Annotated in this window: 23 protein-coding genes and 1 tRNA gene; 10 read left to right on the forward strand and 14 right to left on the reverse strand. The window is 68.6% G+C overall.

Translation table 11 applies throughout. The features are described from left to right. Window positions 1-20: 20 nt before the first annotated feature. The gene (gene metH, locus GOALK_RS18795) at window positions 21-3,611 is read right to left on the reverse strand and encodes a methionine synthase (protein ID WP_006360416.1); all 3,591 of its coding nucleotides are present in this window, start codon (window positions 3,609-3,611) and stop codon (window positions 21-23) included. Between the two features lie 51 nt (window positions 3,612-3,662). On the opposite strand from metH, the gene GOALK_RS18800 reads away from it, so the two are divergent. Next, window positions 3,663-4,541, forward strand: a complete 879-nt coding sequence (locus GOALK_RS18800; RefSeq protein ID WP_006360417.1) for a PAC2 family protein — start codon at window positions 3,663-3,665, stop codon at window positions 4,539-4,541. Between the two features lie 53 nt (window positions 4,542-4,594). After that, complete coding sequence (locus GOALK_RS18805; protein WP_006360418.1) at window positions 4,595-5,644, forward strand: alpha/beta hydrolase; 1,050 nt, start codon at window positions 4,595-4,597, stop codon at window positions 5,642-5,644. A gap of 13 nt (window positions 5,645-5,657) precedes the next feature. Here GOALK_RS18805 and GOALK_RS18810 read toward each other — a convergent pair whose 3' ends face one another. From GOALK_RS18810 to GOALK_RS18835, 6 genes are all read right to left on the reverse strand, one after another. Then, entirely contained in the window at window positions 5,658-5,966 is a 309-nt protein-coding gene (locus tag GOALK_RS18810) for a hypothetical protein (RefSeq protein ID WP_006360419.1), read from the reverse strand. A 90-nt stretch (window positions 5,967-6,056) separates the two neighbouring features. Continuing rightward, the gene (gene mshC, locus GOALK_RS18815) at window positions 6,057-7,307 is read right to left on the reverse strand and encodes a cysteine--1-D-myo-inosityl 2-amino-2-deoxy-alpha-D-glucopyranoside ligase (protein ID WP_035751706.1); all 1,251 of its coding nucleotides are present in this window, start codon (window positions 7,305-7,307) and stop codon (window positions 6,057-6,059) included. Window positions 7,308-7,395: 88 nt separating this feature from the next. Beyond that, window positions 7,396-8,271, reverse strand: a complete 876-nt coding sequence (locus GOALK_RS18820) for an SCO1664 family protein (protein WP_006360421.1) — start codon at window positions 8,269-8,271, stop codon at window positions 7,396-7,398. A 16-nt stretch (window positions 8,272-8,287) separates the two neighbouring features. Further along, window positions 8,288-8,995: a DUF3090 domain-containing protein gene (locus GOALK_RS18825; RefSeq protein ID WP_006360422.1), complete on the reverse strand. Its 708-nt coding sequence runs from the start codon at window positions 8,993-8,995 to the stop codon at window positions 8,288-8,290. 25 nt (window positions 8,996-9,020) lie between these two features. After that, the gene (locus tag GOALK_RS18830) at window positions 9,021-9,758 is read right to left on the reverse strand and encodes an MSMEG_4193 family putative phosphomutase (RefSeq protein ID WP_035751563.1); all 738 of its coding nucleotides are present in this window, start codon (window positions 9,756-9,758) and stop codon (window positions 9,021-9,023) included. A 58-nt stretch (window positions 9,759-9,816) separates the two neighbouring features. Further along, entirely contained in the window at window positions 9,817-10,659 is an 843-nt protein-coding gene (locus tag GOALK_RS18835; RefSeq protein WP_006360424.1) for an undecaprenyl-diphosphate phosphatase, read from the reverse strand. A 157-nt stretch (window positions 10,660-10,816) separates the two neighbouring features. On the opposite strand from GOALK_RS18835, the gene GOALK_RS18840 reads away from it, so the two are divergent. From GOALK_RS18840 to GOALK_RS18850, 3 genes are read left to right on the forward strand one after another with little or no spacing between them, the layout of a single operon-like run. Continuing rightward, the gene (locus GOALK_RS18840; protein WP_006360425.1) at window positions 10,817-11,878 is read left to right on the forward strand and encodes a hypothetical protein; all 1,062 of its coding nucleotides are present in this window, start codon (window positions 10,817-10,819) and stop codon (window positions 11,876-11,878) included. 2 nt (window positions 11,879-11,880) lie between these two features. Beyond that, the gene (locus tag GOALK_RS18845) at window positions 11,881-12,204 is read left to right on the forward strand and encodes a DUF5703 family protein (RefSeq protein WP_035751561.1); all 324 of its coding nucleotides are present in this window, start codon (window positions 11,881-11,883) and stop codon (window positions 12,202-12,204) included. Next, on the forward strand, window positions 12,198-13,334 hold the full coding sequence (locus tag GOALK_RS18850; protein ID WP_006360427.1) for a quinone-dependent dihydroorotate dehydrogenase: 1,137 nt from the start codon (window positions 12,198-12,200) through the stop codon (window positions 13,332-13,334). The genes GOALK_RS18845 and GOALK_RS18850 overlap by 7 nt, the downstream gene beginning before the upstream one ends. Before the next feature lie 69 nt (window positions 13,335-13,403). Here GOALK_RS18850 and GOALK_RS18855 read toward each other — a convergent pair whose 3' ends face one another. Together GOALK_RS18855 and GOALK_RS18860 are read right to left on the reverse strand one after the other, a co-directional pair. Then, entirely contained in the window at window positions 13,404-13,949 is a 546-nt protein-coding gene (locus tag GOALK_RS18855) for a YbhB/YbcL family Raf kinase inhibitor-like protein (protein ID WP_006360428.1), read from the reverse strand. 61 nt (window positions 13,950-14,010) lie between these two features. Beyond that, window positions 14,011-15,345 carry a M20/M25/M40 family metallo-hydrolase gene (locus GOALK_RS18860; protein WP_006360429.1) on the reverse strand — a complete coding sequence of 445 codons (1,335 nt, stop codon included), beginning with the start codon at window positions 15,343-15,345 and terminating at the stop codon, window positions 14,011-14,013. Window positions 15,346-15,452: 107 nt separating this feature from the next. On the opposite strand from GOALK_RS18860, the gene GOALK_RS18865 reads away from it, so the two are divergent. Further along, window positions 15,453-15,538, forward strand: a tRNA-Leu gene (locus GOALK_RS18865). 68 nt (window positions 15,539-15,606) lie between these two features. On the opposite strand, the gene GOALK_RS18870 is transcribed toward GOALK_RS18865, so the two are convergent. After that, the gene (locus GOALK_RS18870) at window positions 15,607-16,536 is read right to left on the reverse strand and encodes a mechanosensitive ion channel family protein (protein ID WP_006360430.1); all 930 of its coding nucleotides are present in this window, start codon (window positions 16,534-16,536) and stop codon (window positions 15,607-15,609) included. 81 nt (window positions 16,537-16,617) lie between these two features. Next, window positions 16,618-17,862: a M23 family metallopeptidase gene (locus GOALK_RS18875; protein ID WP_035751558.1), complete on the reverse strand. Its 1,245-nt coding sequence runs from the start codon at window positions 17,860-17,862 to the stop codon at window positions 16,618-16,620. Window positions 17,863-17,977: 115 nt separating this feature from the next. Between GOALK_RS18875 and GOALK_RS18880 the strand changes: the two genes are divergently transcribed. Further along, window positions 17,978-19,015 carry a nucleoside hydrolase gene (locus GOALK_RS18880; protein ID WP_006360432.1) on the forward strand — a complete coding sequence of 346 codons (1,038 nt, stop codon included), beginning with the start codon at window positions 17,978-17,980 and terminating at the stop codon, window positions 19,013-19,015. A gap of 42 nt (window positions 19,016-19,057) precedes the next feature. Here GOALK_RS18880 and meaB read toward each other — a convergent pair whose 3' ends face one another. From meaB to GOALK_RS18895, 3 genes are read right to left on the reverse strand one after another with little or no spacing between them, the layout of a single operon-like run. After that, the gene (meaB, locus tag GOALK_RS18885) at window positions 19,058-20,056 is read right to left on the reverse strand and encodes a methylmalonyl Co-A mutase-associated GTPase MeaB (RefSeq protein WP_006360433.1); all 999 of its coding nucleotides are present in this window, start codon (window positions 20,054-20,056) and stop codon (window positions 19,058-19,060) included. Beyond that, entirely contained in the window at window positions 20,056-22,341 is a 2,286-nt protein-coding gene (gene scpA / locus GOALK_RS18890; RefSeq protein ID WP_006360434.1) for a methylmalonyl-CoA mutase, read from the reverse strand. Before scpA ends, meaB begins: the two co-directional genes overlap by 1 nt. Continuing rightward, window positions 22,338-24,272, reverse strand: a complete 1,935-nt coding sequence (locus tag GOALK_RS18895) for a methylmalonyl-CoA mutase family protein (RefSeq protein WP_006360435.1) — start codon at window positions 24,270-24,272, stop codon at window positions 22,338-22,340. The genes scpA and GOALK_RS18895 overlap by 4 nt, the downstream gene beginning before the upstream one ends. 164 nt (window positions 24,273-24,436) lie before the next feature. Between GOALK_RS18895 and GOALK_RS18900 the strand changes: the two genes are divergently transcribed. From GOALK_RS18900 to GOALK_RS18910, 3 genes are read left to right on the forward strand one after another with little or no spacing between them, the layout of a single operon-like run. Continuing rightward, window positions 24,437-25,195, forward strand: a complete 759-nt coding sequence (locus GOALK_RS18900) for a TVP38/TMEM64 family protein (protein WP_006360436.1) — start codon at window positions 24,437-24,439, stop codon at window positions 25,193-25,195. Window positions 25,196-25,248: 53 nt separating this feature from the next. Next, window positions 25,249-25,872: a hypothetical protein gene (locus tag GOALK_RS18905; protein WP_006360437.1), complete on the forward strand. Its 624-nt coding sequence runs from the start codon at window positions 25,249-25,251 to the stop codon at window positions 25,870-25,872. Further along, on the forward strand, window positions 25,869-26,498 hold the full coding sequence (locus GOALK_RS18910) for a hypothetical protein (RefSeq protein ID WP_006360438.1): 630 nt from the start codon (window positions 25,869-25,871) through the stop codon (window positions 26,496-26,498). The genes GOALK_RS18905 and GOALK_RS18910 overlap by 4 nt, the downstream gene beginning before the upstream one ends. Window positions 26,499-26,500: the final 2 nt, after the last annotated feature.

Consider the following 26,500-nt stretch of genomic DNA (forward strand, 5'->3'; position numbering starts at 1 on the left):
CCTCCGATCGTGGTGAAGACTCAGGTGTTGAAGTACTTGGCTTCCGGATGGTGCAGCACGAACGCATCCGTGGACTGCTCCGGATGAAGCTGCAGTTCCTCCGACAACTGGACACCGATCCGCTCCGGCTCGAGGAGCTCGATCATCTTCGCGCGGTCCTCGAGATCCGGGCAGGCGCCGTAACCGAACGAGAAACGCGCACCACGATATTCGAGGTCGAAGAAGCCCTGTGCGTGCTCGGGATCCTCGCTGTCCATCGACCGGTCACCGAACTTCAGCTCGCTGCGCACGCGCTGATGCCAGTACTCGGCGAGCGCCTCGGTCAACTGCACACCGATGCCGTGCACCTCGAGGTAGTCGCGGTACGCGTCCTCGGCGAACAGCTTGTTCGCGAAGTCGGCGATCGGCTGCCCCATCGTGACGAGCTGGAACGGCATGACATCGACCCGGCCGGCGGCCTTCGCGGCCTCGCGTGACTGGATGAAGTCGGCGATGCACAGGAACCTCGACCGCTGCTGGCGCGGGAACGAGAAGCTGAACCGCACCGGCGCATCGGGATCCGGCTCGGTCAGCACGTGAACGGTGTCACCCTCGCTGACCGCCGGGTAGTAGCCGTAGACGACCGCGGCGTGCTGCAGGATGTTCTCGGTCGCGAGCCGATCGATCCAGTAGCGCAGACGCGGCCGGCCCTCGGACTCGACGAGCTCCTCGTACGAGGGGCCGTCACCGCCGCGGGCGCCACGCAGACCCCACTGGCCGAGGAACAGCGCACGCTCGTCGAGCAGCTGCAGATAGTCGGCGATCGGCACGCCCTTGACGATGCGCGAACCCCAGAAGGGCGGGGTCGGGATCTCGTTGTCGGCGGCCACGTCCGAACGCGACGGCACCTCGACGGGTTCCTCGGCGGCCTTGCGCTTCGCGGCGATGCGCTTGGACCGCTCATGGCGTGCCTTGCGCTCGGCGGTCTTGGCCGCCTCGGCCTTGGCCTCGTCGCTGTCGGGGTCGGGGCCGCCACCGCGCTTGCGCGCCATGATGTCGTCCATCAGTCGCAGGCCCTCGAAAGCGTCACGCGCATAGTGCACGTCGCCCTCGTAGACGTCCGACAGATCGTTCTCGACATAGGAGCGCGTCAGCGCCGCACCACCGAGCAGGACCGGGTACTCGTCGGCGAGGCCCCGCGTGTTGATCTCTTCGAGGTTCTCCTTCATGACGACGGTCGACTTCACCAGCAGACCCGACATGCCGATGACGTCGACCCTCTTGTCGGCGGCGACGTCGAGGATGGTCGCGATCGGCTGCTTGATGCCGATGTTGACAACCTCATACCCGTTGTTGGACAGGATGATGTCGACGAGGTTCTTGCCGATGTCGTGCACGTCGCCCTTGACGGTCGCCAGCACGATACGGCCCTTGCCGTCCTCACCGGTCGCCTCCATGTGCGGTTCGAGGTGCGCCACAGCCGCTTTCATGACCTCGGCGGACTGCAGCACGAACGGCAGCTGCATCTGACCCGAGCCGAAGAGTTCGCCGACGGTCTTCATCCCCGACAGCAGGGTGTCGTTGATGATCGACAGCGGCGGGACCTGGGTCATCGCCTCGTCGAGATCGTCGGTCAGGCCGTTGCGCTCACCGTCGACGATGCGTCGTTCCAGCCGCTCGAACAGTGGCAGCTTGGCCAGTTCCTGGGCGCGCGACTCGCGAGCCGACGCCGCCGAGACACCCTCGAACAGCTCCATCAGCTTCTGCAGCGGGTCGTAACCCTCGCGCCGGCGGTCGTAGACCAGATCCAGCGCGACCTGACGGTGCTCCTCCGGGATGCGCGCCATCGGCAGGATCTTCGACGCGTGCACGATCGCGGTGTCGAGGCCGGCCTGCACGCACTCGTGCAGGAACACCGAGTTCAGCACCTGCCGAGCAGCCGGGTTCAGGCCGAACGAGATATTGGAGATGCCCAGCGTGAAGTGCACGTCGGGATGCGTCTCGTGCAGCCGGCGGATGGCCTCGATCGTCTCGATGCCGTCGCGCCGGACCTCCTCCTGACCCGTGGAGATCGGGAAGGTGAGGGCGTCGATGATGATGTCTTCCTCGGCGAGACCCCAGTTGCCGGTGATGTCGGCGATGAGGCGCTCGGCGACGCTGACCTTCCAGTCCGCGGTCCGCGCCTGCCCCTCCTCGTCGATGGTCAGGGCGACGACAGCCGCACCGTGTTCCACCACGAGTTGCATGATCTTGTTGAACCGCGAATCCGGACCGTCACCGTCCTCGTAGTTCACCGAGTTGACCGCGCAACGACCGCCGAGCGCCTCGAGACCCGCGCGGATCACCTCCGGCTCGGTCGAGTCGAGCATGATCGGCAGCGTCGACGACGTCGCGAAGCGGCTCGCGAGAGCGGTCATGTCCGCCGCGCCGTCACGACCGACGTAGTCGACGTTGAGGTCGAGCATGTGCGCGCCGTCGCGCGTCTGGTCCTTGGCGATGTCGAGGCACCTCTGGTAGTCCTCGGCGATCATGGCCTCACGAAATGCCTTGGAGCCGTTGGTGTTCGTGCGCTCACCGATGACCAGGAAGCTCGCGTCCTGATCGAAGGGAACCGCGGTGTAGAGCGACGACGTCTCCGACTCGTGCTCGGGCGTACGCGTCGCGGGGGTGACCTGCGCGACCGCCTCGGCGACCTGGCGGATGTGCTCCGGTGTGGTGCCGCAGCAGCCGCCGACGAAGGACAGTCCGAACTCGCCGACGAACTGGGCCATCGACTCGGCCAGTTCCTCCGGCGTCAGCGGGTACTCGGCACCGTTCGCCCCGAGGACGGGCAGGCCGGCGTTCGGCATGACCGACACCGGGATGCGCGCATGCTTCGACAGGTAGCGCAGGTGCTCGCTCATCTCCGCCGGACCGGTGGCGCAGTTCAAACCGATGAGGTCGACGCCCAGCGGCTCGATCGCCGCCAGCGCGGCACCGATCTCCGAACCCAGCAGCATCGTGCCGGTCGTCTCGACCGTGACGTGGCTGATGATCGGGATCCGGCGACCCACCCGATCCATGGCGCGCTGCGCCGCGATCACCGCGGCCTTCACCTGCAGCAGGTCCTGCGAGGTCTCGATGAGCACCGCGTCGGCGCCACCCTCGAGCATGCCGATGACGCATTCCTGGTAGGCGTCGCGGATCGTGGCGAACGTCGTGTGGCCGAGGCTCGGCAATTTGGTGCCGGGACCCATCGAGCCGAGGACGTAACGGCCGGTGCCGTCGGCGGACGGACCCATCTCGTCGGCGACGCCGCGTGCGATCGCCGTGCCCTTGTAGGCCAGCTCGCGGATGCGGTCGGCGATGTCGTAGTCGCCGAGGTTCGACAGGTTGCAGCCGAACGTGTTGGTCTCCACGGCGTCGGCCCCGGCCTCGAAGTAGGCGCGATGGATGCCTTCGAGGACGTCGGGCCGGGTGTCGTTGAGGATCTCGTTGCAGCCCTCGAGGTTGTGGAAATCGTCGAGGGTGAGGTCCGCGGCCTGGAGCATCGTGCCCATCGCCCCGTCTCCGATCAGCACGCGCCGCGACATCGACGACAGGAACGTCGTGTCGAAGTCGCTCGGTCGATGGCCGGAGTTTTCGAAGGACATGGTTGACAGCGTAGTTCGCCCTCTCTGCGTGTTCGGTCGTAGGCTGGTTCAGTGAACGCTGAGCAGATGTCGAACCTCCCCCAGCTGCGCAGACCCATTCTGCTCGCGGCCTTCGAGGGATGGAACGACGCCGGGGACGCCGCCAGCAGCGCCGTCGAGCACCTCGCCCTCGAGTGGGACGCTCGTCCGCTCGCCGACATCGACTCTGATGAATACTACGACTTCCAGGTCAACCGTCCCACGGTCAAGCAGGTGGACGGCGTGACCAGGCGTATCGAATGGCCGACGACGTCGATCTCGTACTGCAGTCCGCGCGGCGCCGACCGCGACATCGTGCTGGTCCGCGGCATCGAACCGAACATGCGGTGGCGCGCGTTCTGCGCCGAGATCGTCGATCTGGCCCAGGAGCTCGAGGTCGAGACCACCGTCATGCTGGGCGCACTGCTCGCCGACACCCCGCACACCCGCCCGGTGCCGGTCACCGGGACGGCCTACAGCGGTGAGTCGGCGGCCCGGTACAACCTCGCGGAGAGCCGCTACGAGGGCCCTACGGGCATCACCGGCGTGCTGCAGGACCTCTTCGTGCAGGCAGGCCTGCCCGCCGTGTCCTTCTGGGCCGCGGTGCCGCACTACGTGTCGACCCCGCCCAACCCGAAGGCCACCGTCGCGCTGCTGACACGCGTCGAGGAGGTCCTCGACATCGAGGTCCCGCTCAGCACCCTGCCCGAGCAGGCCGAGGAGTGGGAACGCGCGGTCACCGAGATGACCGAGGACGACGAGGAGATCGCCGACTACGTCCGCGGGCTCGAGGAACGCGGCGACGCCGAGATGGATCCGGACGAGGTGATGGCGAAGATCGACGGCGACGCCCTGGCCGCCGAGTTCGAGCGATATCTGAAGCGTCGCGGCCAGGGGCCGTTCAGCGCGTGACGGCTCCCCGAAAGGCAGCGGCGAGCCGCGCCGCTGCCGTGGGTGCGGTGTGCATGTCCGTCGTGTCGGCCTGCGCCGCCACGTTTGTGACCCGCAACCTCACCTATGATCGCCGGGAGTCGTCCCTCCTCGCCTCGAGCGGGGTGACCTCACGGTCGGTCACCATGCCCGACGGCGCGGTGATCGGCTACGGCGAGGGCCCACCGGGCGGCGCGCCGCTCCTCCTCATCCCCGGACAGCAGGTCTCCTGGACCGACTACGCGTCCGTGCTCGGCGCGCTGTCGGACAACTGGCACGTCTTCGCGGTGGACTGCTTCGGGCACGGTGGGTCCACCAAGGATCCGGCGCACTATCCGGCTCTACGGCAGACCACGGCACTCACCTGGTTCATCGAGTCGGTCGTCGGAACGCCCGCGGTGGTGGCCGGGCACTCGTCGGGCGGGCTCCTCGCCGCACGCCTGGCAGCCGACTCCCCCGACCTGGTCCGCGCCGTCCTCATCGAGGACGCACCGTTCTTCGCCACCGAACCCGACCGCGCACCGGGCACCTTCGCATGGCTCGACGGCTTCCGGCCCATGCACGAGTTCCTGGCCACCCGCCACGACGCGTCGATGACCTGGACGCGCCACTGGGTGCGCCACAGTCACCTACGAACGCTGTTCGGCGACAAGGGCTGGACGCGTCTGGTCCGCGACCCGGTGGAGCGCCGGCTCGACCGCGATCCGCACCGAATCCCGCCTCTCTGGTGGCTGCCGCCGACGATGAACCGGGCCCTCGCCCTGACCGCCTGCCTGCAGGACGGCACCGGCGACTACGACCTCCGCTACGGCGAGATGTTCTACGACAACACGTGGTTCGACGGCTTCGACCAGACCGAGACCCTCACGAGGGTCCGCGCACCCGCGACGCTGCTGCACGCGACCGTGCACGAGCAGGACGGCGTTCTGCTCGGGGCGATGACACACGACGACGCACGTCGTGCCCATGTCCTGATGCCGGACTGCCTACTCGTCGACCGGATCCCGGCCGGGCACGACATCCATCGGCAGCGTCCGGCGCTGTTCGTCGACTCGATCAACGCCCTGAGCGGACGGATCAGGTGAGCGACGGCCCGGGTCAGCCGATCTTCTCGATGGAGACGACCGGCGTGGTGATCCGCCACGTCCGGACGTCGGGATCGTCAGCGGCCCGCACCCAGAACTGAGCCGATTCGCCGAGCCGGCAGGACTTCACCCCGAGCAGCGGGATGTCCTCCGAATCACGGCGCAGCCGACTGACGGTCCAGTCCTCGCTGTCCGTGCCGCCGACACCGGGAGCACGCAACAGCGTCATCTCCCCGAAGTCGAGGAGGTAGGTGGATGTCCGGGTGACCACGGTGAACACCCCGGAGTCGGTGTCTGGTCTGATCTCTTGCACGCGCGCCACGAGAGCACTGTACCCAGAGCGGCCACTCACTGTTCGCCCCGTACAACCCGCCCGACGTTTGCCGGCATCCGGAGAACGCCGGCGACCGGATCAGTCCTGACGGGTCGCCGGGATGCCGAGCAGCGCGTCGACCGCGGCCGCGAGTGTCGCGGGCGCCGCCGCCGACGAGCCGATGCCGCTGCGCACATCGGCGCACCAGGCGTCCACTGCGGCAAGCGCTTTCGGGGTGTCGAGATCGTCGGCGAGATGCTGGCGGACACGCGCGATCACATCTGCCGCGTCGGGTCCGGTGGGTGCGGCGAACGCGGTACGCCACCGGTCGAGACGTTCGACGGCGGTGTCGAGCACCGACTGGGTCCACATGCGGTCGCCGCGGTAGTGGTCGGCGAGCAGCGCCAGACGGATCGCGGCCGGGTCGACGCCCTCGCGTCGCAGAACCGACACGAACACCAGGTTGCCGCGGCTCTTCGACATCTTCTCGCCGTCGAGGCCGACCATGCCGGTGTGCACGTAGTGGCGGGCGAAGCGTCGCGAATCGGTGAGCGCCTCACCGTGGGCGGCCGAGAACTCGTGGTGCGGGAAGATCAGATCGTTGCCGCCGCCCTGGATGTCGAACTCGATACCGAGCCGGTTCAGTGCGATCGCCGAGCATTCGATGTGCCAGCCCGGACGTCCCGGACCGAACGGCGAGTCCCACGAAGGCTCGCCCTCCCGCTTCGCACGCCACAGAAGGGCGTCGAGCGGGTCACGCTTGCCGGCACGGTCGGGGTCGCCGCCGCGCTCGGCGAAGAACCGCGCCATGGTCTCCCGGTCGTAGCCGGACTCGTAGCCGAACTGCTCGGTGGCGTCGGTCCGGAAGTAGACGTCGGGGTACTCCGCATCGTCGACGGTGTAGGCGGCACCCGAGGCGAGCAGCTTCTCGACGACCTCGATGACCTCGCCGATCGACTCGACGGCACCGATGTAGTCGCGCGGCGGCAGCACGCGTAGGGCGGTCATGTCATCGCGGAAGAGCTGGGTCTCCCGCGCGCCGAGGTCGCGCCAGTCGACTCCGTCGCGGTCGGCGCGCTCGAACAGCGGGTCGTCGACGTCGGTGACGTTCTGCACGTAGTGCACGTCGTGTCCCTGGTCCCGCAGGACGCGGTTCACCTGATCGAAGGTCAGATACGTGGCGGCATGGCCGAGGTGGGTGGCGTCGTACGGGGTGATCCCGCAGACATACATGGTGGCGGTCCGTCCGGGGGTCACCGGACGCACCGCACGGTCGGCGGTGTCATAGAGACGAAGGGCAGGCCCCTCGCCGGGTACCTCCGGAAGTTCCACATCGGGCCACGACTGCATGCCGTCCACTGTATTGCCCACGGACCGCGAGGTGTTCACGGCCCGGTCCCAGCCTGCGTGGGCCGGCGACGCGGATCACAGTATGACGTCAGAACGGTGGCCACGGGATCGGCCGGTGCCCCGGCGGGAGTGGCATGGTCTCGCTCTCGGCGATGACGACCGCCCGGACCGTGAGTGCGTCGACCTCGTCGGCGGTGATGTGACGCTGCAGCTCGTCGCGCAGCGTGCACCCGTCGGTCTCCAGCTTCTCCGCCAGTTCGGCAACGTCGGCGACCAGGTGTCCGGGCACCTTCTCCCCCGCCCAACCCCACAGGACGGTCCGGAGCTTGTCTTCGGAGTGCAGGCAGATGCCGTGGTCGATGCCGTAGACACCGCCGTCGAGACCCTCGAGGACGTGGCCGCCCTTCCGGTCGGCGTTGTTCAGGACGACGTCGAGCACCGCCAGGCGCTGGAGTCTCGGGTCGTCGGCGTGGACGAGCACGACGGGTTCGCCGTACGGGTCGTAGGCCTGCAGGACGGCGAAGAAGCCGGTCGGCACCGTGTCGACCGGGCACAGGTCCACCAGGTCGATCCGCGGCTGGTTCTCGACGGGCGGGTGTTCGGTGTTGTCCGGCGTCTCGACCCAGCGCTGGACCATCCCCGGACCGACCGGCCCGTCCCGGTGGATGGTCGTCGGGATGGCACCCCAGCCGAGGGCCTCCGAGATCAGGTACGACGCGACCTCGCGGCCGGCCAACGTGCCGTCCGGGAAGTCCCAGAGCGGGACCTCGCCGCGGATCGGCTTGTACACGCAGCGGACCGACTGTTCGTCGAGCACGGCGTCGCACACCAGGGTGGCGTTGCTCGCCGACGGAATCCGGCCGAGGATGGTCAGCTCACCGTCGCGGAGGATGTCGAGCGATGACACCTCGGTCGGCACCGGGTCCGAGGGCTCGGGTTGCGGACTCGCGGCCTCCGTCGTCAACGACCGTGCCCCTGTCTCACGCCTGCGAGGGTCCGGACGTGCCCGGATCCTCGTCGTCAGGATCCTCCGGGTCGTCGTCGTCCTCGTCGACGAGGAAGCTCGGATCGGTTTGCGCCGCAAGGCTGTTGAACACCTCGGGGTCGATGAAGTCGATCGACTTGCTCAGCTGCGCATCACGCTTGTAGCCGTTGGTGCGAACGCACAGGTGGCCTTCGGGGTCGAGCGGTTCGCTGCACAGCGGGCACGGCTGGCGGCCGGCCGAGATCACCTTCGACGACCGGGCGGCGAATTCCCGTGCGGCCGTGGTGGTCAGGAACACACGCACCGCGTCGGGTCCCTCGTCGGTGTCGTCGAGTACGACGCTCTCGTCGAACTCCCCCTCGGTGATGGCGAGGAGTTCCACGACGACGGCCTCGGACTCGGCGTCCCAGCCCAATCCCATGGTGCCGACCCGGAACTCGGCGTCGACGGGCATGACGAGCGGGCTCAGGTCGCCGACCCGATCGGTCGCCGGCGGGATCGGCGTCCCGAACCGGCGATGGATCTCGTCGAGCAGCGCACCGATCCGGTCCGCGAGGATCTGGACCTGCTGCTTCTCGAGCATCACGCTGATGATGCGGGTCTCGTGGACGGCCTGGAGGTAGAACGTGCGGTCACCGGGTTGCCCGATCGTGCCGGCGACGAACCGGTCCGGGCTGCGGAACACGTGGATCGCTCGGGACATCACACCTCCTTGATTGTTGAGTTCATTATCCCGATGTCGCCGGGATCGTCGCAGTGGCACCGGTGTCCCCGCCCACGACGGCGTCGTCGGAGGACTGCTGGTCGTCGCCGGTGGGCGGACGCGGGGTCGGTATCGAGAGCTTCTGGGTGTTGTTGACGGTGTGCACGTACGGACGCGACGAGGCGTAGCGGATCACGCTGATCGACGCCGGTTCGACGACGATGCGCTGGAAGGCGTCGAGATGGCTGCCCATGGCGTCGGCGACGATCGACTTGATGACGTCGCCGTGCGAACACGCGACCCACACCCCGGAACCGTCCGGCCCGCCGTAGACGCGGTCGAGTTCGCGAATGGCGCGCACCGCCCGCGCCTGGACGTCGGCGAGACCCTCGCCGTCGGGGAAGACCGCGGCCGACGGCTGCTGCTGCACGACCTTCCAGAGCGGCTCGGAGAGCAGCTCGGAGATCGAACGTCCGGTCCAGCCGCCGTAGTCGACCTCGGCGAGGTCGTCGACGACGACCTCCGGCGGGCGGTCGCCGTTGGTGCCGAGTGCGGCGAGTAGCGGTGCGACGGTCTCCGCACAGCGGTCGAGCGGCGAACGCACGATCGCCCTGATCTCGGCGAGGTGGTCGCCGAGGCGGCTCACGAGGTCGTCGGCCTGTTCACGGCCCCGGTCGTCGAGGTGGACTCCGGGGCTACGACCGGCGAGCACACCCGAGGTGTTCGCCGTCGAACGGCCGTGCCGGAGAAGGATCACGGTCATGCCACAACCATAGGCATGTGCGCAGGCGACCCGCACACGACGAGGACCGCCGCGAACGTCAGGTCGCGGAGATGGCGCCGGTGGACAGCAGGATGATCAGGAAGACACCGAGGACCACGCGGTAAGCGCCGAACCAGTTCATCGAGTGATTGCTGACGAACTTCAGCAACCAGGCGATGGCGGCATATCCGACGATGAACGCGACGATCGTCGCGACCAGCAACTGGGGCCCGGTGGCCTCCATGCCCTCGCCGCTCGGATTGAACGCGTCCGGGAGGCTGAACAGGCCGGAGGCCGTCACCGCGGGGATGGCCAGCAGGAACGAGAACCGGAACGCGGCCTCGCGTTCGAGGCCGAGGAACAGACCCGCGCTGGCGGTCGCACCCGATCGGGAGACCCCGGGGATCAAGGCCATGCACTGTGCGCCGCCCATCACCAGACCGTCGCGCAGCGTCAGCTTCTCGAGCGGGCGCTGCTTCTTGCCGTAGCGTTCGGCCAGCCAGAAGACACCGGCGAAGACGATCAGCATGATCGCCACCAGCCACAGGTTGCGGCCGGTGGTGCGTATCTGGTCCTTGAGGACGAAGCCGATGATGCCGATCGGGATGGTCGCGAGGATCACATACCAGCCGATGCGGTAGTCGAGGCTGCGCTCCTCCGCGTGGAACAGGCCACGGAACCAGGCCGCGATGATGCGGACGATGTCCTTGGCGAAGAACAACAGTACGGCCGCCTCGGTGCCGAGCTGGGTGACCGCGGTGAACGACGCCCCGGCGTCCTCGCCGAACATCAGTTCCGAGGCGATACGGAGATGCCCGGACGACGAGATCGGCAGGAACTCGGTGAGACCCTGCAGCGCCCCGAGGACGATCGATTGGGTCCAGGTCATGGTGTCGGTCACGGCGCCCGATGCTACGCGGCGACCCGCCCGCCGACCCGGCTCGGCGACACGCGTCGACCCGCCTGAGCATCGCGCGCGACCGGTCACGCAAGATGGGTCCATGCACTCGTCTCGACGACCGCGCCCCCGTCACCAGCCCCCGAGAGGTCTCGCACGGTTGCGGCGCCCGGTCGCCGCGGCGGCGACCCTCGCCGTGGGTGTGGCGATGATCACGGCATGCGGGTCCGACGAATCCGGCACCCCCGACGTCCCGACCGTCGCTCCGGCGACCGCGGTCGAGGCGCCCGCGACCTCCGAGCCGGCCGGCCTGACGGTCCCCGCACCCGCCGGCTCCCGGGCACTCGCCTCCTCGGGTCGCACGGTCGCCGTAGTCTCGCCGGACGGCAGCCGACTGCTCCGCTTCGACGCCGCCACGATGACCGCGCCACCCACCCCGATCCAGGTGCCGGGCCTGACCGCGCTCGCCGCGGACACCGACGGCGGCTACCTCGGTGTCGGACCGGGTTCGCTGGTCGTCGTTGATGCCGAGGGCCGGGCCCGTACCACCGGAATCGACACCGACGAACCGACCGCGGTCGTGCGCGCCGCGTCCGGTGAGATCGTCGTGGGAACCGCCGACGGCCGGGTCCTGATCTACGACGCCGGGTCCGAGAACGGTGAGTTCCAGAAGAAGCACGACCTGCGCGAGTTCGTCCGTGTGGACTCGCTCACCGCGGCCCCGGCATCGGCTGAGGGCCTCGACGGCCAGGTCGTCGTCCTCGACCGTGCACAGTCGTCGGTGACCCCGATCGACCCGGAGTCGGGCGAGACCGGGCCTGCCCTACGTGCGGGCAACGGCGCCACGACCTCGACGGTCGACCGATTCGGGCGCATCCTGGTCGCGAACACCCGCGACGGCGAGATCCTCGGATTCTTCGGGTCACCGCTGGTCATGCGATTCCGCTACCCGGTGGCCGATGGCCCGTACGCCGTAGACTACGACGACACCCGAAACCTGCTCTGGGTGTCGACAACCGGGAACAACGAGGTGGTTGCGTATGACCTGGCCGACGGCGAGCCGACCGAGATGCAGCGGTTCGCGTCCGTGGTCCAGCCGGACACCATCACCGTCGACGATGCGGGCACCGTCTATGTCCTCTCGGCACGCGACGGCAAACTCCAGGTCGTCCCGCCGCCCGGCACCCCTCTCGGTGTCACGGCGGTCGAGCCCGGTCGGTGACCATGGGTTCTGACCGACGGCCCCATACGCGGCATTCACGGACCTTCGCCCGCGTCGGCGCGCAGTACCCCGCCGGCTGGGAGGTCACCTCGGAGGACGTCGAGTACATCCTGCTGAAGCTGCCGCCGGACGTCACCCGGGTGACCGCGTCGATGCGTCTCGCGCTCGAGGCCGAGTTCGGCGGCTGGGAGCTGTCGCGGGTCCGCCTCTACTCCGACGGCACACGCAAGATCCTGCTCAAGCGCAAACGTCCGCCGCGCGGGGCCCGCGCGCTCGACGAGAACCGTTCCACCGACCACGATCCCCGGAGCGCCCAGGCATGCTGACCGCACGAACCGCCACCAAGGTGCTGATCGCACTCAACCGGCGGTGCTATCCCCTGCTGCTCAAGCTGATGTTCCTGCTGCCGCCGGAACGCATCCACCACATCGTCTTCGTGCTGCTGCGCGCGGTGAGCCGGTTCTCCGTCCTCTCCTTCCCGGTGGCCAAGCTGCTGGCCCACCACGATCCGGTCCTGCGTAGCCGTGTGTTCGGTGTGGATTTCCCGGTGCCCATCGGCCTGGCGGCCGGTTTCGACAAGACCGCCGACGCCGTGAACGCCTGGGGGCAAATCGGTTTCGGCTTCGCCGAGATCGGCACTATCACCGGCCAGGGACAGCCCGGCAATCCCCGGCCGCGCCTGTTCCGGCTCCCCGCCGACCGTGCCCTCATCAACCGGATGGGCTTCAACAACCCCGGTGCGCACGTCGCCGCCGAACATCTCAAAGAGGTCCGGCGCGGTCCGGTGTCCGCCCCGATCGGCGCCAACATCGGCAAGACCAAGGTGGTTCCGCTCGACGAGGCCATCGACGACTACCGGCTCTCCGCGGGCCTCCTCGGGCCGCTCGCCGACTTCGTCGTGGTCAACGTGAGCTCACCCAACACCCCCGGCCTGCGTGACCTGCAGGCTGTCGACTCGCTGCGGCCGATCCTCGCCGCGGTGCAGGCGGAGGTCCACGTCCCGGTCCTGGTGAAGATCGCACCCGATCTCGTCGACGACGACATCGACGCGGTCGCCGACCTCGCCGTCGAGCTCGGACTGGCCGGCATCGTCGCGACCAACACCACCATCGGCCGCGAAGGTCTGCGGACTCCGGACGCCGAGGTGCGCGAAATCGGTGCGGGCGGACTGTCCGGTGCCCCGTTGGCCGACCGGTCGCTCGCCGTCCTCAAGCGGCTCTACAACCGCGTGGGCGGGAAGATCGCGATTGTCAGTGTCGGCGGCATCGAGACCGTCGACCAGGCCTGGGAACGTATCTGCGCCGGCGCCGATCTGCTCCAGGTCTACACCGGGTTCATCTACGGCGGACCGCTGTGGCTGTACGAGTTGCACTCCGGTCTCGCCGAGCGGGTCCGAGCAGGCGGGTTCGCGTCGATCTCCGACGCGGTGGGTTGCGCCGCCGCCCAGCAGCCCTAGCGAATTGCTCTGACAACAAAGGCGTCCCGACCTCCAGTGGTCGGGACGCCATTGTCGTTGTTCTGCTTCTCAGACGTTCTCGCCGGGCTGTTCGTAGGTGCCGACCAGGGTCGCACGGGCGATCGCGTGGGAGAACAGGTTGAAACCGAGGTAGGCCGGGGTGGCCGCCTCGGGCAGGTTCAGCGACTCGGTGTCGACGGCGTGCACGACGACGAAGTAGCGGTGCGGGCCGTGACCGGGAGGCGGTGCGGCACCGATGTAGCGGCGCAGCGAGGCGTCGTTGGTGAGCGTCACGGCACCGTCGGGCAGGCCCGAGCCGTCCTCATCACCGGCGCCCTCGGGCAGGCTGGTGACCGACACGGGGATGTCGGCGACGGCCCAGTGCCAGAATCCGGACGCGGTGGGTGCGTCGGGGTCGTAGACGGTGACCGCGAAAGACTTGGTCTCCGCGGGGAATCCGGACCAGCTCAGCTGCGGTGACAGGTCATCTCCACCCGCGCCCATGATTCCGCTCACCTGACCGTTGGCCAGCGGCGAGCCGTCGGTGAGGCTTTCCGAGGTCAGCGTGAAACCGGGCAGACTCGGTAGCGGGGAGTACGGGTCGAAGGACGACATGTGTTCACCTTTCTGACGTTTCGCGCATCGGAACGATCTGTCCAACACTCTATGTGAGCGTTCAGCTGTGGAGCAGGAAGTGTTCGAACACCTTGGTGCCGAACAGAACCGCGTCGACCGGCACCCGCTCGTCGACTCCGTGGAAGAGCGCCGCGAAGTCGAGGTCGGGCGGCAGTTGCAGCGGCGCGAAGCCGAAGCACCGGATCCCCAGCTTGGCGAACGCCTTGGCGTCGGTGCCGCCGGAGAGCATGTAGGGCACCGTCTTTCCCAGCTCGTCGTGGGCGAGGATGGCGTTGTTCATGGCGTCGACGAGGTCGCCGTCGAACGTCGTTTCATACGAATCGAGGTGGGTGATCCACTCACGGGTCACATTGGGCCCGATGAGCTCGTCGATCTCCTTCTCGAAGGCCTTCTGCCGTCCGGGCAGCACGCGGCAGTCGATGACGGCTTCGGCTTTCTGCGGGATGACGTTGGCCTTGTATCCGGCCTTGAGCATGGTCGGGTTGGCGGTGTCGCGCAGCGTCGCGCCGATGATGCGGGCGAGATCGCCGAGCTTGAACAGCGACGTCTCCAGATCGGGTGCGTCGGGGCTGAAGTCCAGTCCGGTCTCGGCGCTCACCTCGGCGAGGAACTGACTCACCGACTCCGTCATCACGAGCGGGAAGGTGTGCCGACCGATCCGTGCCACGGCCTCGGCCACCTCGGTCACCGCGTTGTCGGCGTGCAGGAATGAGCCGTGACCTGCACGGGCCTCTGCGGTGAGTCGCATCCAGCCCAGGCCCTTCTCCGCCGTCTCGACGAGGTACAGGCGCTTCTGGGTGCCGTCCGGTCGGTCGACGGTCAGGGAAAAGCCACCCACCTCGCCGACCGCCTCGGTGATCCCCTCGAAGAGGTCGGGCCTGTTCTCGACGAGCCAGTGGGCACCCCAGGTGCCGCCGGCCTCCTCGTCGGCGAGGAAGGCGAAGACGATCTCGCGCGGCGGGACCGTACCGTCGCGCTTGAACTGGCGGGCCAGCGCAAGCGCCATGCCGGCCATGTCCTTCATGTCGACGGCACCGCGTCCCCAGATGTAGCCGTCCTTGACCGCACCGGAGAACGGGTGGACGCTCCAGTCCGCCGGCTCGGCGGGCACGACATCGAGATGGGCGTGGATCAGGAGGGCACCGCGGTCGGAGTCAGGCGGTCCGGCGAGGCGTGCGAAGACGTTCCCGCGGCCCGGACGACCCGATTCGACGTACTGTGTGGTGTATCCCACTTCCTCGAGTTGCTGCGCCACCCATTTGGCGCACTCTTCCTCGCCTTTCGTGGTTTCCGGCTCCCCCGTGTTGGAGGTGTCGAACCGGATCAACCGGCTGACGAGATCGACTACTTCAGTGGTCGCAGACTGTGAAGACACCCCTCACTCCTACGGGATTTGGGATACACGGGCAACCTCGGTTAGTGTTATCCCGCTGCCGCGAGATGGCGGGGAGAAATCCCCTCCGGAGCAACGCAGCAAAGCAAGTCCGAGTGGCGGAATGGCAGACGCGCTAGCTTGAGGTGCTAGTGTCCTATTAACGGACGTGGGGGTTCAAGTCCCCCCTCGGACACCGCAGAACAACGAGAAAACCCCCGGCTCCGGCCGGGGGTTTTCTCGTTGGTTCACCCTGATCGGAGGTCAGGTGCCGGCGGTCTCCAGCAACGAACCCCAGGCGCGCGAGTACGGCAGGGCGATGGAGTTCTCCACGAAGGCCTGCAGGATGGCGCGTCGCAGCCGGCGCTGCACGGCCCACTGCCCGTTCGGCTTGGTCTTGACCGTCAGGCGCAGGACGACCTGATCCGAGGACACCTCCTGCACACCGAGCATCTCGATGGCTCCGAGGATGTCGGTGTCGTCCTCCTCGACGGCCAGACGTGCCGCCTCGGCGGCGACCCGCTGCGCCTTGTCGATGTCGGCGCCCGGCGCAACCGGGGTGTCGACGCGTGCGACCGCGAACTCCTGGCTCATGTTGCCGACGCGGGCGATCTCGCCGTTGCGGACATACCAGAGGGTGCCGTCGATGTCGCGGAGCGTGGTGACGCGCAGACCCACGGTCTCCACCTCGCCGATGGCCTCGCCGAGGTCGACGATGTCGCCGACCCCGTACTGGTCCTCGAGGAGCATGAACACCCCGGTGACGAAGTCGCGGACCAGATTCTGGGCACCGAAGCCGATCGCCAGACCGACGATTCCGGCCGAGGCGATGAACGGCGCGATGTTCACGCCGAGGACACTCAGCACCGACAGCACCACCCAGACGAGCAACACGATCGACACCGTCGACTTCAACACCGAACCGATGGTGGCGGCCCGCTGCGCGCGCCGGGCGGCGATCTGGGCGCTGCGTTCGGTCGTCACCGTCTTGGGCCGCAGACCGCGCATGAGGGTCGCTCCACGCGACTTCTCACCGTCCCGCGAGCGTGGACGGGTCGCCCGGTCGATGGTGCGGTGAATGGCGAAACGCACGACGAGTGCGGCCAGGATGTAGGCCGCGATGCGGATCGGATTCTCGATGATCCATTCGCGATTCGTCTCGGTCCATTCGAAGGCCAGGTTCTGAATGGTCATGACCCCGACCGTACGGACGTTGAATTCGTTGTCCAGTCGGGATCGACCCGAGAGCGTCGGTGTCGACGCCGAAAACCGTTGTCAGCCTGCGCGGAAGGTGACGACGTTCTGATCGAGGATCATCCGGTCCTGCTGTGTGGAGACGGTCACACCGGGCGCCATCTCGAGCGGTACACCGGTGCCCTCCGAGGCGTCGAAGGCGGCGGTGCCGGCCACTCGGCCGGTGATCGTGAACAGGTCGGTGACACTCGGCACACCCTGGGACATCAGGAACGACGGCCCGTTCATGACGTGGACGTGCAGGTGGGGTGCGACCGAGTTGCCGGTGTTGCCGACCTTGCCGATGACCTCGCCGCGTCGTACCCGGTCCCCCGGCTCGAATCGCACCGAACCGGGTTGCATGTGGGCGTAGTTCACGAAGAACCCGTCGCCGATGTCGAGGACGAGGTTGTTGCCGTCGGCCTCGGCGATCGGCAGGTTCGCGGGGAACTCCCCCGGTACCTGTTCGGGCAGGTCGTTGCGGCTGGCGACGACGGAGCCGTCGGCGACGGCGAGCACGTCGTCGCCGAAGATCCGGTAGCTCGCCGGGTTCCTGGCCTCACCGACGAAGATCTTGCCGTCGGGTCCGGCCTGCTCCCAGTCCACCGCGTATCGCTGGGCGACGACGGGAGCGCCGTCCAACGGCAGGATCGCGCGCGTGTGCCGGACCGCGTCGCAGCAGGCGTCGGCGGCGATGTAGTGCTCGCCGATCAGGGGCGGACCCAGGACGGGGACAACACCGTCGTTCACCTCGACCTCCGCGATCCGCTCGGTGGTCTCCCGCATCTCCGGCGGCGCCCCGTCGGCACGGACCGAGATCTCGTGGACGAGCTTCGTCGGCGCCGCTCCCTCGAACTTCAGATGCAGGAACAGGACGCCGTTCTGCCCCGGTGCGAGCACGTCCGAGTATCCCTCGGGCACACCGGGTCTCGGCGGGACGGAGGGCGCCCCGGTGGGCTTGAGCCGTTCCCCGACATCGGCCTGGTCGAGGCCGAGCAGCTCGGGGGTACCGTCCACCCCTGCGTCGAGCGCCTTGACGCCGGTGATGGTCACCGGGGTGCGCATGAAGTTGGTCAGCGACACCTCGTAGACGAGGTGATCGGCGCCGTCCGACCCGGCGAACGGCGTCGGAGCGAACATCACCGACCCAACGACCGGGGTGAGGACCGGGTCGGGCGGAACCGGTACCGCCGTACCATCTCCGTTCTCCTCGCCGCCGCCACAGGCGGACAGGACGAGCGCTGCGCACACCCCGAGGACCGCGAATGGACGTCGTGGTGTGTGCATGTGCGTTCCTCCGCGGCCGCGCCGACGGCGATCCGCCCCGGCTTCCTGCGTCGGAATACTAGGGATCCCCGGGGCGACGCGCCGCCCCCCTCCGCACACCGGGCACAATTGTGACGTGACCCAGCGCCTGTTCTTCGACTGCGACACCGGCATCGACGATTCGGTCGCACTCCTCTACCTGCTGGCGCGCGCCGACGTCGACCTCGTCGGCATCGCCTCGACGGCCGGCAACGTCCCCGTCGACGTGGTCACCACCAACAACCTCGCCTGGCTCGAACTCTGCGGCCGCCCGGAGGTCCCCGTTCACGTCGGGCCGGCCGCGCCGCTCGTCGCCGAACTCATGACGACCGAGGACACGCACGGACCGCTGGGGGTCGGTCACGCGACGCTGCCCACCCCGACCAGCACGCCGAGCCACCTCGACGCCCCGGATGCGTGGATCGAGGCGTCGCGCACGCACGACGGAGAACTGGTCGGGCTGGTGACCGGTCCGCTCACCTCGCTGGCGACCGCGATCCGCCGGGACCCCGCACTGCCCGCCCGCCTCCACCGCCTCGTGATCATGGGCGGGGCCTTCCACACCCACGGCAACACGACGCCGACCTCGGAGTGGAACGTCGCCGTCGACCCGGAGGCCGCCGCCGAGGTCTTCGCCGCATTCGGTACCGACGGCGCGCCGGAGCCCATCGTGTGCGCGCTGGATCTCACCGAACAGGTCGTGCTGACCCCCGGCCACGTGGTGCGCCTGTCCGCCGCAGCGGGGAGTTCGCCCCTGGAACGCCCTGACCCGGGCGACGAACGGGGTCTGCGCTCGGTCGCGGACAACGAGATCATCCGGCACCTCACCGACGCCCTGCGCTTCTACTTCGAGTTCCACCACGACCACGACGAGGGTTACATCGCCCACCTCCACGACCCGTTCGCGGCGATGGTGGCCTTGAACCCCGACCTCGTCACGACCATCCCGGCGCGGGTCGACGTCGAACTCGTCGGCACCCTCACCCGCGGCATGACGGTCGCCGACGAACGCTGGATGTCGCCGCTCGGCCCGAACGCCCGGATCGCCACCGCCACCGACCTCGACGCCGTCTTCCACGACCTGATCGAGACGATCGGCGCCTTCGTCCGAAACCTCAGGCACGCACCCGCATAGGGTCGAACCGTGAGGCGACTCGGCTCAGATCGCCGACTTCACCTACCTGTTGTCGAAAGCGTCGACGATGCGCTGCGCGGCGAGTGCCGGCGTCAACACACCTTCGCGCAGCTCGTCCTCGACCTCGTCGCGGATGTCGCGGACGCTGGGCGACTCCGCGAGCCTGCTGAGCACGATGTCGTGGACCATCGACCACGTCCAGTCGATCTGCTGCTGGTTGCGGCGGGCGGTGAACTCGCCGGCCTCCCTGAGGGTCTGGTTGTGCTTGACGACCGTGTTCCAGAACTCGTCGACGCCGGTCTTCTCGATCGCGCTCATCGTCAGGACCGGCGGCGTCCACAGGGCGTCGTGCGGATAGATCAGCCCGAGCGCGTTGCGAAGTTCGCGCGCCGCACCCTTCGCCTCGTTGAGGTGCTTGCCGTCGGCCTTGTTCACCACGACCACGTCGGCGAGTTCCAGGACGCCCTTCTTGATGCCCTGCAACGAATCCCCGGTGCGGGCCAGCGTCAGGAAGGTGAAGGTGTCGACCATGTTGGCGACGGTGACCTCGGACTGCCCGACGCCGACGGTCTCCACGAGCACGACGTCGAAGCCGGCGGCCTCCACGAGCACGATCGACTCACGGGTCGCCTTGGCCACACCGCCGAGCGTGCCCGACGTCGGCGACGGCCGGATGTAGGCGTTCTTCTCCGTCGACAGGCGGCCCATACGGGTCTTGTCACCGAGGATCGACCCGCGGGTGCGTGTCGAACTGGGGTCGACGGCGAGAACCGCCACCTTGTGCCCGAGCTCGACCAGGTGCATGCCGAGCGCTTCGATGGTCGTCGACTTGCCAACGCCCGGAACGCCGGTGATGCCGACCCGGAACGAGTTGCCCGCGTGCGGGGTCAGCTTCAGCAGCAATTCCTGGGCGGCGGCCCGATGATCGGGGCGCTTGGATTCCACCAGGGTGATCGCGCGCGCCAGGTCGGCGCGGCGATCGGCCAGGACGGCATCGGCCAGCGCGTCGACGTCGACCCGACGCCGAGGACTGTCCGCCATCAGTTCGCGGCCACCCCGGGCAGCTCCAGGCCGAGGGTGTCGGCGAGCTTGCCGATGAGCTCCACGGCCGAGTCGGCGATGACCGATCCGGGCGGGAAGATCGCGGCGGCGCCGGCCTCGTAGAGCTCGGCGAAATCGCCCGGCGGGATGACACCGCCGACGACGATCATGATGTCCTCGCGCCCCACTTCCTTGAGCGCCTCCCGCAGGGCGGGAACCAAGGTGAGGTGACCGGCTGCCAGCGAGGACACACCCACCACGTGCACGTCGTTGTCGGCGGCCTGGGCGGCCACCTCCTCCGGCGTGGCGAACAGCGGGCCCACGTCGACGTCGAAGCCGAGGTCGGCGAACGCCGTCGCGATGACCTTCTGGCCGCGGTCGTGGCCGTCCTGACCCATCTTGGCGACCAGCACGCGCGGCTGGCGACCCTCGGCCTCGGCGAACTGGCGCACTGCCTCGATGGCCGCGTCGATGTTGCTCACCTCGCCTGCCTCATGTCGGTACACCCCGCTGATCGTCTTGATCTCGGCCTGATGGCGACCATAGACCTTCTCGAGCGCCTCGGAGATCTCCCCGACCGTCGCCTGATGACGCGCAGCCTCGATGGCCAGGGCCATCAGGTTGTTCTCCATGCCACCCTCCGACGACGCCGCGGCGCGGGTCAGGTCGGCCAGGGCCGCCTCGACCGCAGCGGAATCACGCTGCGTGCGAAGGGTGTTGAGCTTCTCGAGCTGCTCGGCGCGCACCTTGGAGTTCTCGACCTTGAGGACCTCGATCTCCTCGTCGTCGGCCACCTGGTACTTGTTCACGCCGATCAGCGGCTGCTGACCCGAGTCGATACGGGCCTGGGTGCGGGCCGCGGCCTCCTCGATGCGCAGCTTCGGCAGACCCTCGTTGATGGCCTGCGTCATGCCGCCGGCCTCTTCGACCTCGCGGATGTGCTTGCGCGCCTTCTGCGCCAGCTGGTGGGTCAGCGTCTCGACGTAGTTCGAGCCGGCCCACGGGTCGATCGGGCGGGTGGTACCCGACTCCTGCTGCAGCAGCAGCTGGGTGTTGCGCGCGATACGGGCCGAGAAGTCGGTCGGCAGGGCGATCGCCTCGTCGAGCGCGTTGGTGTGCAGCGACTGGGTGTGACCCTGGGTCGCCGCCATCGCCTCGACACAGGTGCGGGCCACGTTGTTGAACACGTCCTGCGCGGTCAGCGACCAGCCCGAGGTCTGCGAATGCGTGCGCAGCGACAGCGATTTGGCGTTCTTCGGACCGAACTCGGCGACGAGCTCGCTCCACAGGAGACGCGCCGCGCGCAGCTTGGCCACCTCCATGAAGAAGTTCATGCCGATGCCCCAGAAGAAGGACAGACGCGGAGCGAACTTGTCGATGTCGAGACCGGCCTCGAGACCGGCGCGGATGTACTCGACGCCGTCGGCCAGCGTGTAGGCCAGCTCCAGGTCGGCGGTCGCGCCGGCTTCCTGGATGTGGTAGCCGGAGATCGAGATCGAGTTGAACTTCGGCATCTTCTGGCTGGTGTATTCGAAGATGTTCGAGATGATCCGCATCGACGGCTTCGGCGGATAGATGTAGGTGTTGCGGACCATGAACTCTTTGAGGATGTCGTTCTGGATGGTCCCCGCCAGCTTCTCCGGCGGCACGCCCTGCTCCTCGGCCGCCACGACGTAGAGCGCCAGGATCGGCAGCACCGCACCGTTCATCGTCATAGACACCGAGACGTTGCCCAGGTCGATGCCGTCGAAAAGCTGACGCATGTCGAGGATCGAGTCGATCGCCACACCGGCCATGCCGACGTCGCCGGCGACGCGCGGGTGGTCGGAGTCGTAGCCGCGGTGGGTTGCGAGGTCGAAGGCCACCGACAGACCCTTCTGGCCGGCCGCGAGGTTGCGGCGGTAGAAGGCGTTGGACTCGGCGGCGGTCGAGAAGCCCGCGTACTGGCGGATCGTCCACGGCTGGTTCACGTACATCGTCGGGTACGGGCCACGGATGAACGGCGCCTCACCCGGAACCGAGTCGAGCGGGTACGGGTGCTCGGCGTCGTCGAGGATCGCGTTCCGGTCGGTCCGGGTGTACACCGGCGCGACGTCGATCTGCTCGGGGGTGTTCCAGGTGACCTGGTCGACCGAGTAGCCGTGCGCCGACGCCAGTTCCTCGGTGACGGGCGCGCCCGGTCCGGCTGCTGCTGCCGCCGTTCCGTCGGTGAGCTCGACCCCGGCGAAGCTCGGGATCGACCGGGCCGAGTTGGATTGTGACAGTTTGGGTTCGGTCTGGGTCATGCCGTCGCTCCCGAGGTTGAGAGAAGCTGATCGAGGAGTTCGGAGAGCGTGCTCACCGCGTCGATGCCGACCCGCAGCGAACCGTCCGGACGATCGCCGGACTCGGGCCATTCCCGGTCCGGACCGGCGAGCAGGACCTTGGCGAGACCGGCCGCGCGGGCGGCGGCGAGGGCCGCCGGACCTTCCTCGGCGTAGCGGGCCTTGGTGCCGCAGATGACCGCGATCGGGGTGTTCGCACCGGCAAACGCGTCGCCGATCTGGTCGGCGGTCAGCGGACCCGGGTTGACGACGGTGATGCCGCCGGCACCCAGCAGGTTGGCCACGAACGTGGTGCGACCGTTGTGTTCGGCGACGCTGCCCAGCGGGATGAGCAGGATCGACGGGCGCGCACCCTGCTCGGCGAGCACCACATCGGACCGGTCGCGCAGCGCTTCGAAGGCACGGCCGACACGGGCCAGCTTCGGGGTTCCGGTGACCACGTCGGTCACGTTCGACGCCGGGACGCCCTGGGCGTCGGAGAGGGCCCGCTCGTCGATGTTCGGGAACTCGTTGACACCGGTGACCGAGATGCGACGGTGCGCGACCTCGGCGTCGCGGCGGGCCAGCGAGGCCTCGACCTTCTCGGCGATCCAGCCGTTGTCCAGGGCGGCGCGGTAGCCACCGGCGGCCTCGACCTCGGTGAAGACGGCCCAGGCGTTGGCGGCGAGGTCGTCGGTCAGCGACTCGACGAACCACGAACCGCCGGCCGGGTCGAGGACTCGTCCGATGTTGGACTCCTCGAGCAGCAGCAGCTGGGTGTTGCGGGCGATGCGGCGTGAGAAGGACGCACTCGAGGTGCGCTTGTCCGCCGGGATCGTCGCGTCGTAGGCCAGGACCGTCAGCTGGTCGGCGCCGCCGACACCCGCGCCGAAGGCGGCGATGGTGCTGCGCAGCATGTTGACCCACGGGTCACGCTGGGAGTACATCGACAGGTCCGTGACGCCGTGGGTGATCGCCCCACCGGCGTCGGGTGCACCGACGACCTCGGCCACACGGGCCCAGATCTTGCGCAGCGCACGGAACTTGGCGATCGTCGCGAACTGGTCGTCGTCGGCCGAGACACCGAAGGTGATCTGGTTCAGGGCCGCCTCGGCGGTCAGGCCGGCGGCGGTCAGGTCACGCAGGTGCGCCACCGCGGCGGCCACCACGAGGGCGAGTTCGAGGCCGTTGTCGGCACCCGCGGTTGCGAAGTCGCTGCCGTCGACGCGGAAGGTCCGGACCCCGACGGGGAGGTTCGACGCGGCAAGCGCCGTGGCCTCGTCGGCGTCGACCGTGGCCCGGCCGGAGAACGCCGCGGTCAGCGGCGAGAGCCCGAAGGAATGCGTGGTCGCCGCGGTGGGAGCGGCGGCGACCGGTGCGGCCTGCGCCTTCTCCTTGAGCGCCAGCAGTTCCCGGGCGGCGGCGATGCCCTCGGTGCCGGCGTCGAGCGTCACCGGCACGAGGTCGAGGTAGACGCCGCGCAGGACGGCGGCGAGGTCGGTGACACCGAGACCGCCACCGGGCTTGCCGACGGACAGCCAGAGTCCGCTGGTGCCGTTGGTCATCGCCTCGAGAACGAGTTCGTTGACGTCCTCGGCCGGGGTCTCGTCGTCGCCGAACCGCTCGGTGACGCGCCACCCGGTGGTCACGTCACGGGCGGGATCGGCGCCGCGGACGAACGGGAACCGGCCCGGCAGGCCGGGTTCGGTCGTCTCGTCGCGACGTGTGTACAGCGGCCGGATGGTCAGCCCGTCGGCGGTGTCGGTCGAGAGCAGGGCCTCCGGTGTATCCGGGAGCTCGTCGACGTCCACCCGACGCGATTTCGCCAGAACGGCCGCGGCGGCCTTCGACCACGCCTGGTAGGCGCCATCGAGATCTGACTCGGGTTTGGGCTGGTCAGTTTGCTGTGGCATGTGGGGAAGCACACCTCCGTGAATGCTCTGTGCGAGCGCGTACACGACCTTAGCCGATCGCTCGCTCGGCCCATCACCGAGGTCGGCGTGAAATGGACCACGCAACGGGTGCGAGCAGGTCGCGACGTCGAGGCGCCCCGTGCAGTCCGGAGTAGAGTGTCCGGGTGCCCGAGCCAGCTCCCGTCACCGAGGTGACACCCGACGCGACGGGCAGCCGACGCCGCGTCACCTTCGACCGGCGGGTCGTCCGGCGCGCACTCGTCGCAGCGGCGGTCGTGGCCCTGGTCCTGCTCGGCTCCTACTTCATCCCGCTCCCCTCGATCGGCAGCGTCCGCGCCTGGGGCGACGACCTCGGTCCGGCCTTTCCGTGGCTGTTCTTCACGGCGTACGCCGTTGTCACGATCGCCCCGATCCCCCGCTCGACCTTCACCGTCATGTCCGGGATCTTCTTCGGCCCCGTCGTCGGCTTCGTGGGCGCGATGATCGCGTCGTCGATCGCGGCGGTCGCGGCCTTCGGACTCGTGCGTGTGCTCGGCCGCGACCGGGTGCGACCGTTTCTCAAGAAGCCGGTCGTCAAGGCCGTCGAGTACCGCCTGGAACGGCGCGGTTGGCTGGCCGTCGGCTCGCTCCGCCTGATCGCGGCCTGTCCGTTCTCCGTCGCCAACTACTGCTCGGCTTTGTCTTCGGTACGGCCACTGCCGTTCACCGTGGCGAGCATCATCGGCATGGCCCCCGGAACCGCGGCGGTGGTGATGCTCGGCGATTCGCTGACCGGCGACACCAACCCCGCGCAGCTTCTGATCAGCGGAGCACTCTTCGCGGTCGGGATCGCCGGACTGGTCCTCGACGCTCGGTTGCCGGTGACCACCGGAAGCCCTCAACCTCCCAGACTTGAGAAGGACGAATCAAGTTCTGATGATTGATCGGTCCAGCCAAAAGGCTTGATCAGTCCTGATCAAGCCAGTAGGCTTGTGTGATGTTCGTCATGACCGTCGACCAGCGCGGCAGCCGCACCGACATCGATCGCGTCGAAGCCGTGCTCGACCGGCTGCGCACCATCGACTCGGTTCGCCCCTTCGAGCGCACCGCGGGCGACGAGATCCAAGGCGTCCTCGACGACCCGGTGACCCTCGCACAGCTCGCCGTCGAACTGACCGCCGACGGTCACTGGAGCGTCGGCATCGGAACCGGCGACGTCGAACAGCCGCTCCCCGCCTCGACCCGCGCAGGCCGCGGAGCCGCTTTCCTCTACGCCCGGGACGCGGTCGAGGCGGCCAAGCGGCAACGCATACCGCTGTGTGTACGCGGCCCCGATGCCCGATGGTGCCGCCACGCACAAACCGCCGGCCGGCTGATCAGCGACATCGTCGCCACCCGAAGCGCTGCCGGCATCGAGGCGGTGGCACTCATGCGGCGAGGACTCACCCAGGCCGACGCGGCGGGCGTCCTCGACATCTCACCCCAGGCCATGAGCCAACGACTCCGCGCCGCCGGCTGGGATCTGGAACCCGATTCGCTGGACCTCCTCGCCGATGCACTCGCCGAGGCCGACCGCCTCCACGCCGTCGAGCAGGCGCCGGACGGGGAGGTCGCGCGATGACCGGGATCGCCCTCGTCCTGCTCGTGCTGACCGCCATCGCACCTGTGGGGTGGCTCGGGGTGGAGCGGCTCATGCGTGACCGCGCACTCGACGGTCTCACCGTGCCGCCGTCGGCGACGATCGTCCACGCCGTCGGACTCACGATTCTGCTGGGACTCGCCGGGGCGACGGCGGTCGTCGCCGCCACCGCGGGACCCGCAGCCGGGTTCCCCGCCGCGGCGGCGACGGTGATCGCGGCCGTGGCTGCGGTCACGGGTGGTGGCCCGGTGGTGCGGGCGGTCCTCAAACTGGGTGGTGTCCGGGCGAACCCGACGCCGACGCCTGACCCGGAGAGCCCCGATGACACCGAGACCCCGGACGACGCAGATACCGAACAGTCCGACCCGAACGAGGTAGGACCACTCCGGGGCGGCCGCGTCATCGGTCATCTCGAGCGGCTGGCCGTCGTCACGACGCTGATGGCCGGATGGCCGGAGGGTCTGGCGATCATCCTGGCGGTGAAGAGCCTCGCGCGCTATCCCGAACTACGTGCGCCGCAGGCGTCGGAGCAGTTCATCATGGGCACCTTCGCCTCGGTGCTCTGGGCGATCGGCCTCGCCGGGATCGCACACCTGGTCACCACCTGACG

It is taken from the genome of Gordonia alkanivorans NBRC 16433, from assembly GCF_000225505.1.
GTDB lineage: Bacteria > Actinomycetota > Actinomycetes > Mycobacteriales > Mycobacteriaceae > Gordonia > Gordonia alkanivorans.

What these genes read in the sequence shown, in the direction of transcription:
- GOALK_RS18805 (WP_006360418.1), top strand. Translation starts at nt 4,595, where the DNA reads ATGTCCGTCGTGTCGGCCTGCGCCGCCACGTTTGTGACCCGCAACCTC.
- GOALK_RS18855 (WP_006360428.1), bottom strand. Translation starts at nt 13,949, where the DNA reads ATGTCGTCCTTCGACCCGTACTCCCCGCTACCGAGTCTGCCCGGTTTC.
- GOALK_RS18850 (WP_006360427.1), top strand. Translation starts at nt 12,198, where the DNA reads ATGCTGACCGCACGAACCGCCACCAAGGTGCTGATCGCACTCAACCGG.
- GOALK_RS18875 (WP_035751558.1), bottom strand. Translation starts at nt 17,862, where the DNA reads ATGCACACACCACGACGTCCATTCGCGGTCCTCGGGGTGTGCGCAGCG.
- GOALK_RS18895 (WP_006360435.1), bottom strand. Translation starts at nt 24,272, where the DNA reads ATGCCACAGCAAACTGACCAGCCCAAACCCGAGTCAGATCTCGATGGC.
- GOALK_RS18830 (WP_035751563.1), bottom strand. Translation starts at nt 9,758, where the DNA reads ATGACCGTGATCCTTCTCCGGCACGGCCGTTCGACGGCGAACACCTCG.
- GOALK_RS18910 (WP_006360438.1), top strand. Translation starts at nt 25,869, where the DNA reads ATGACCGGGATCGCCCTCGTCCTGCTCGTGCTGACCGCCATCGCACCT.
- meaB (WP_006360433.1), bottom strand. Translation starts at nt 20,056, where the DNA reads ATGGCGGACAGTCCTCGGCGTCGGGTCGACGTCGACGCGCTGGCCGAT.
- scpA (WP_006360434.1), bottom strand. Translation starts at nt 22,341, where the DNA reads ATGACCCAGACCGAACCCAAACTGTCACAATCCAACTCGGCCCGGTCG.
- GOALK_RS18845 (WP_035751561.1), top strand. Translation starts at nt 11,881, where the DNA reads ATGGGTTCTGACCGACGGCCCCATACGCGGCATTCACGGACCTTCGCC.
- metH (WP_006360416.1), bottom strand. Translation starts at nt 3,611, where the DNA reads ATGTCCTTCGAAAACTCCGGCCATCGACCGAGCGACTTCGACACGACG.
- mshC (WP_035751706.1), bottom strand. Translation starts at nt 7,307, where the DNA reads ATGCAGTCGTGGCCCGATGTGGAACTTCCGGAGGTACCCGGCGAGGGG.
- GOALK_RS18870 (WP_006360430.1), bottom strand. Translation starts at nt 16,536, where the DNA reads ATGACCATTCAGAACCTGGCCTTCGAATGGACCGAGACGAATCGCGAA.
- GOALK_RS18825 (WP_006360422.1), bottom strand. Translation starts at nt 8,995, where the DNA reads ATGTCCCGAGCGATCCACGTGTTCCGCAGCCCGGACCGGTTCGTCGCC.
- GOALK_RS18905 (WP_006360437.1), top strand. Translation starts at nt 25,249, where the DNA reads ATGTTCGTCATGACCGTCGACCAGCGCGGCAGCCGCACCGACATCGAT.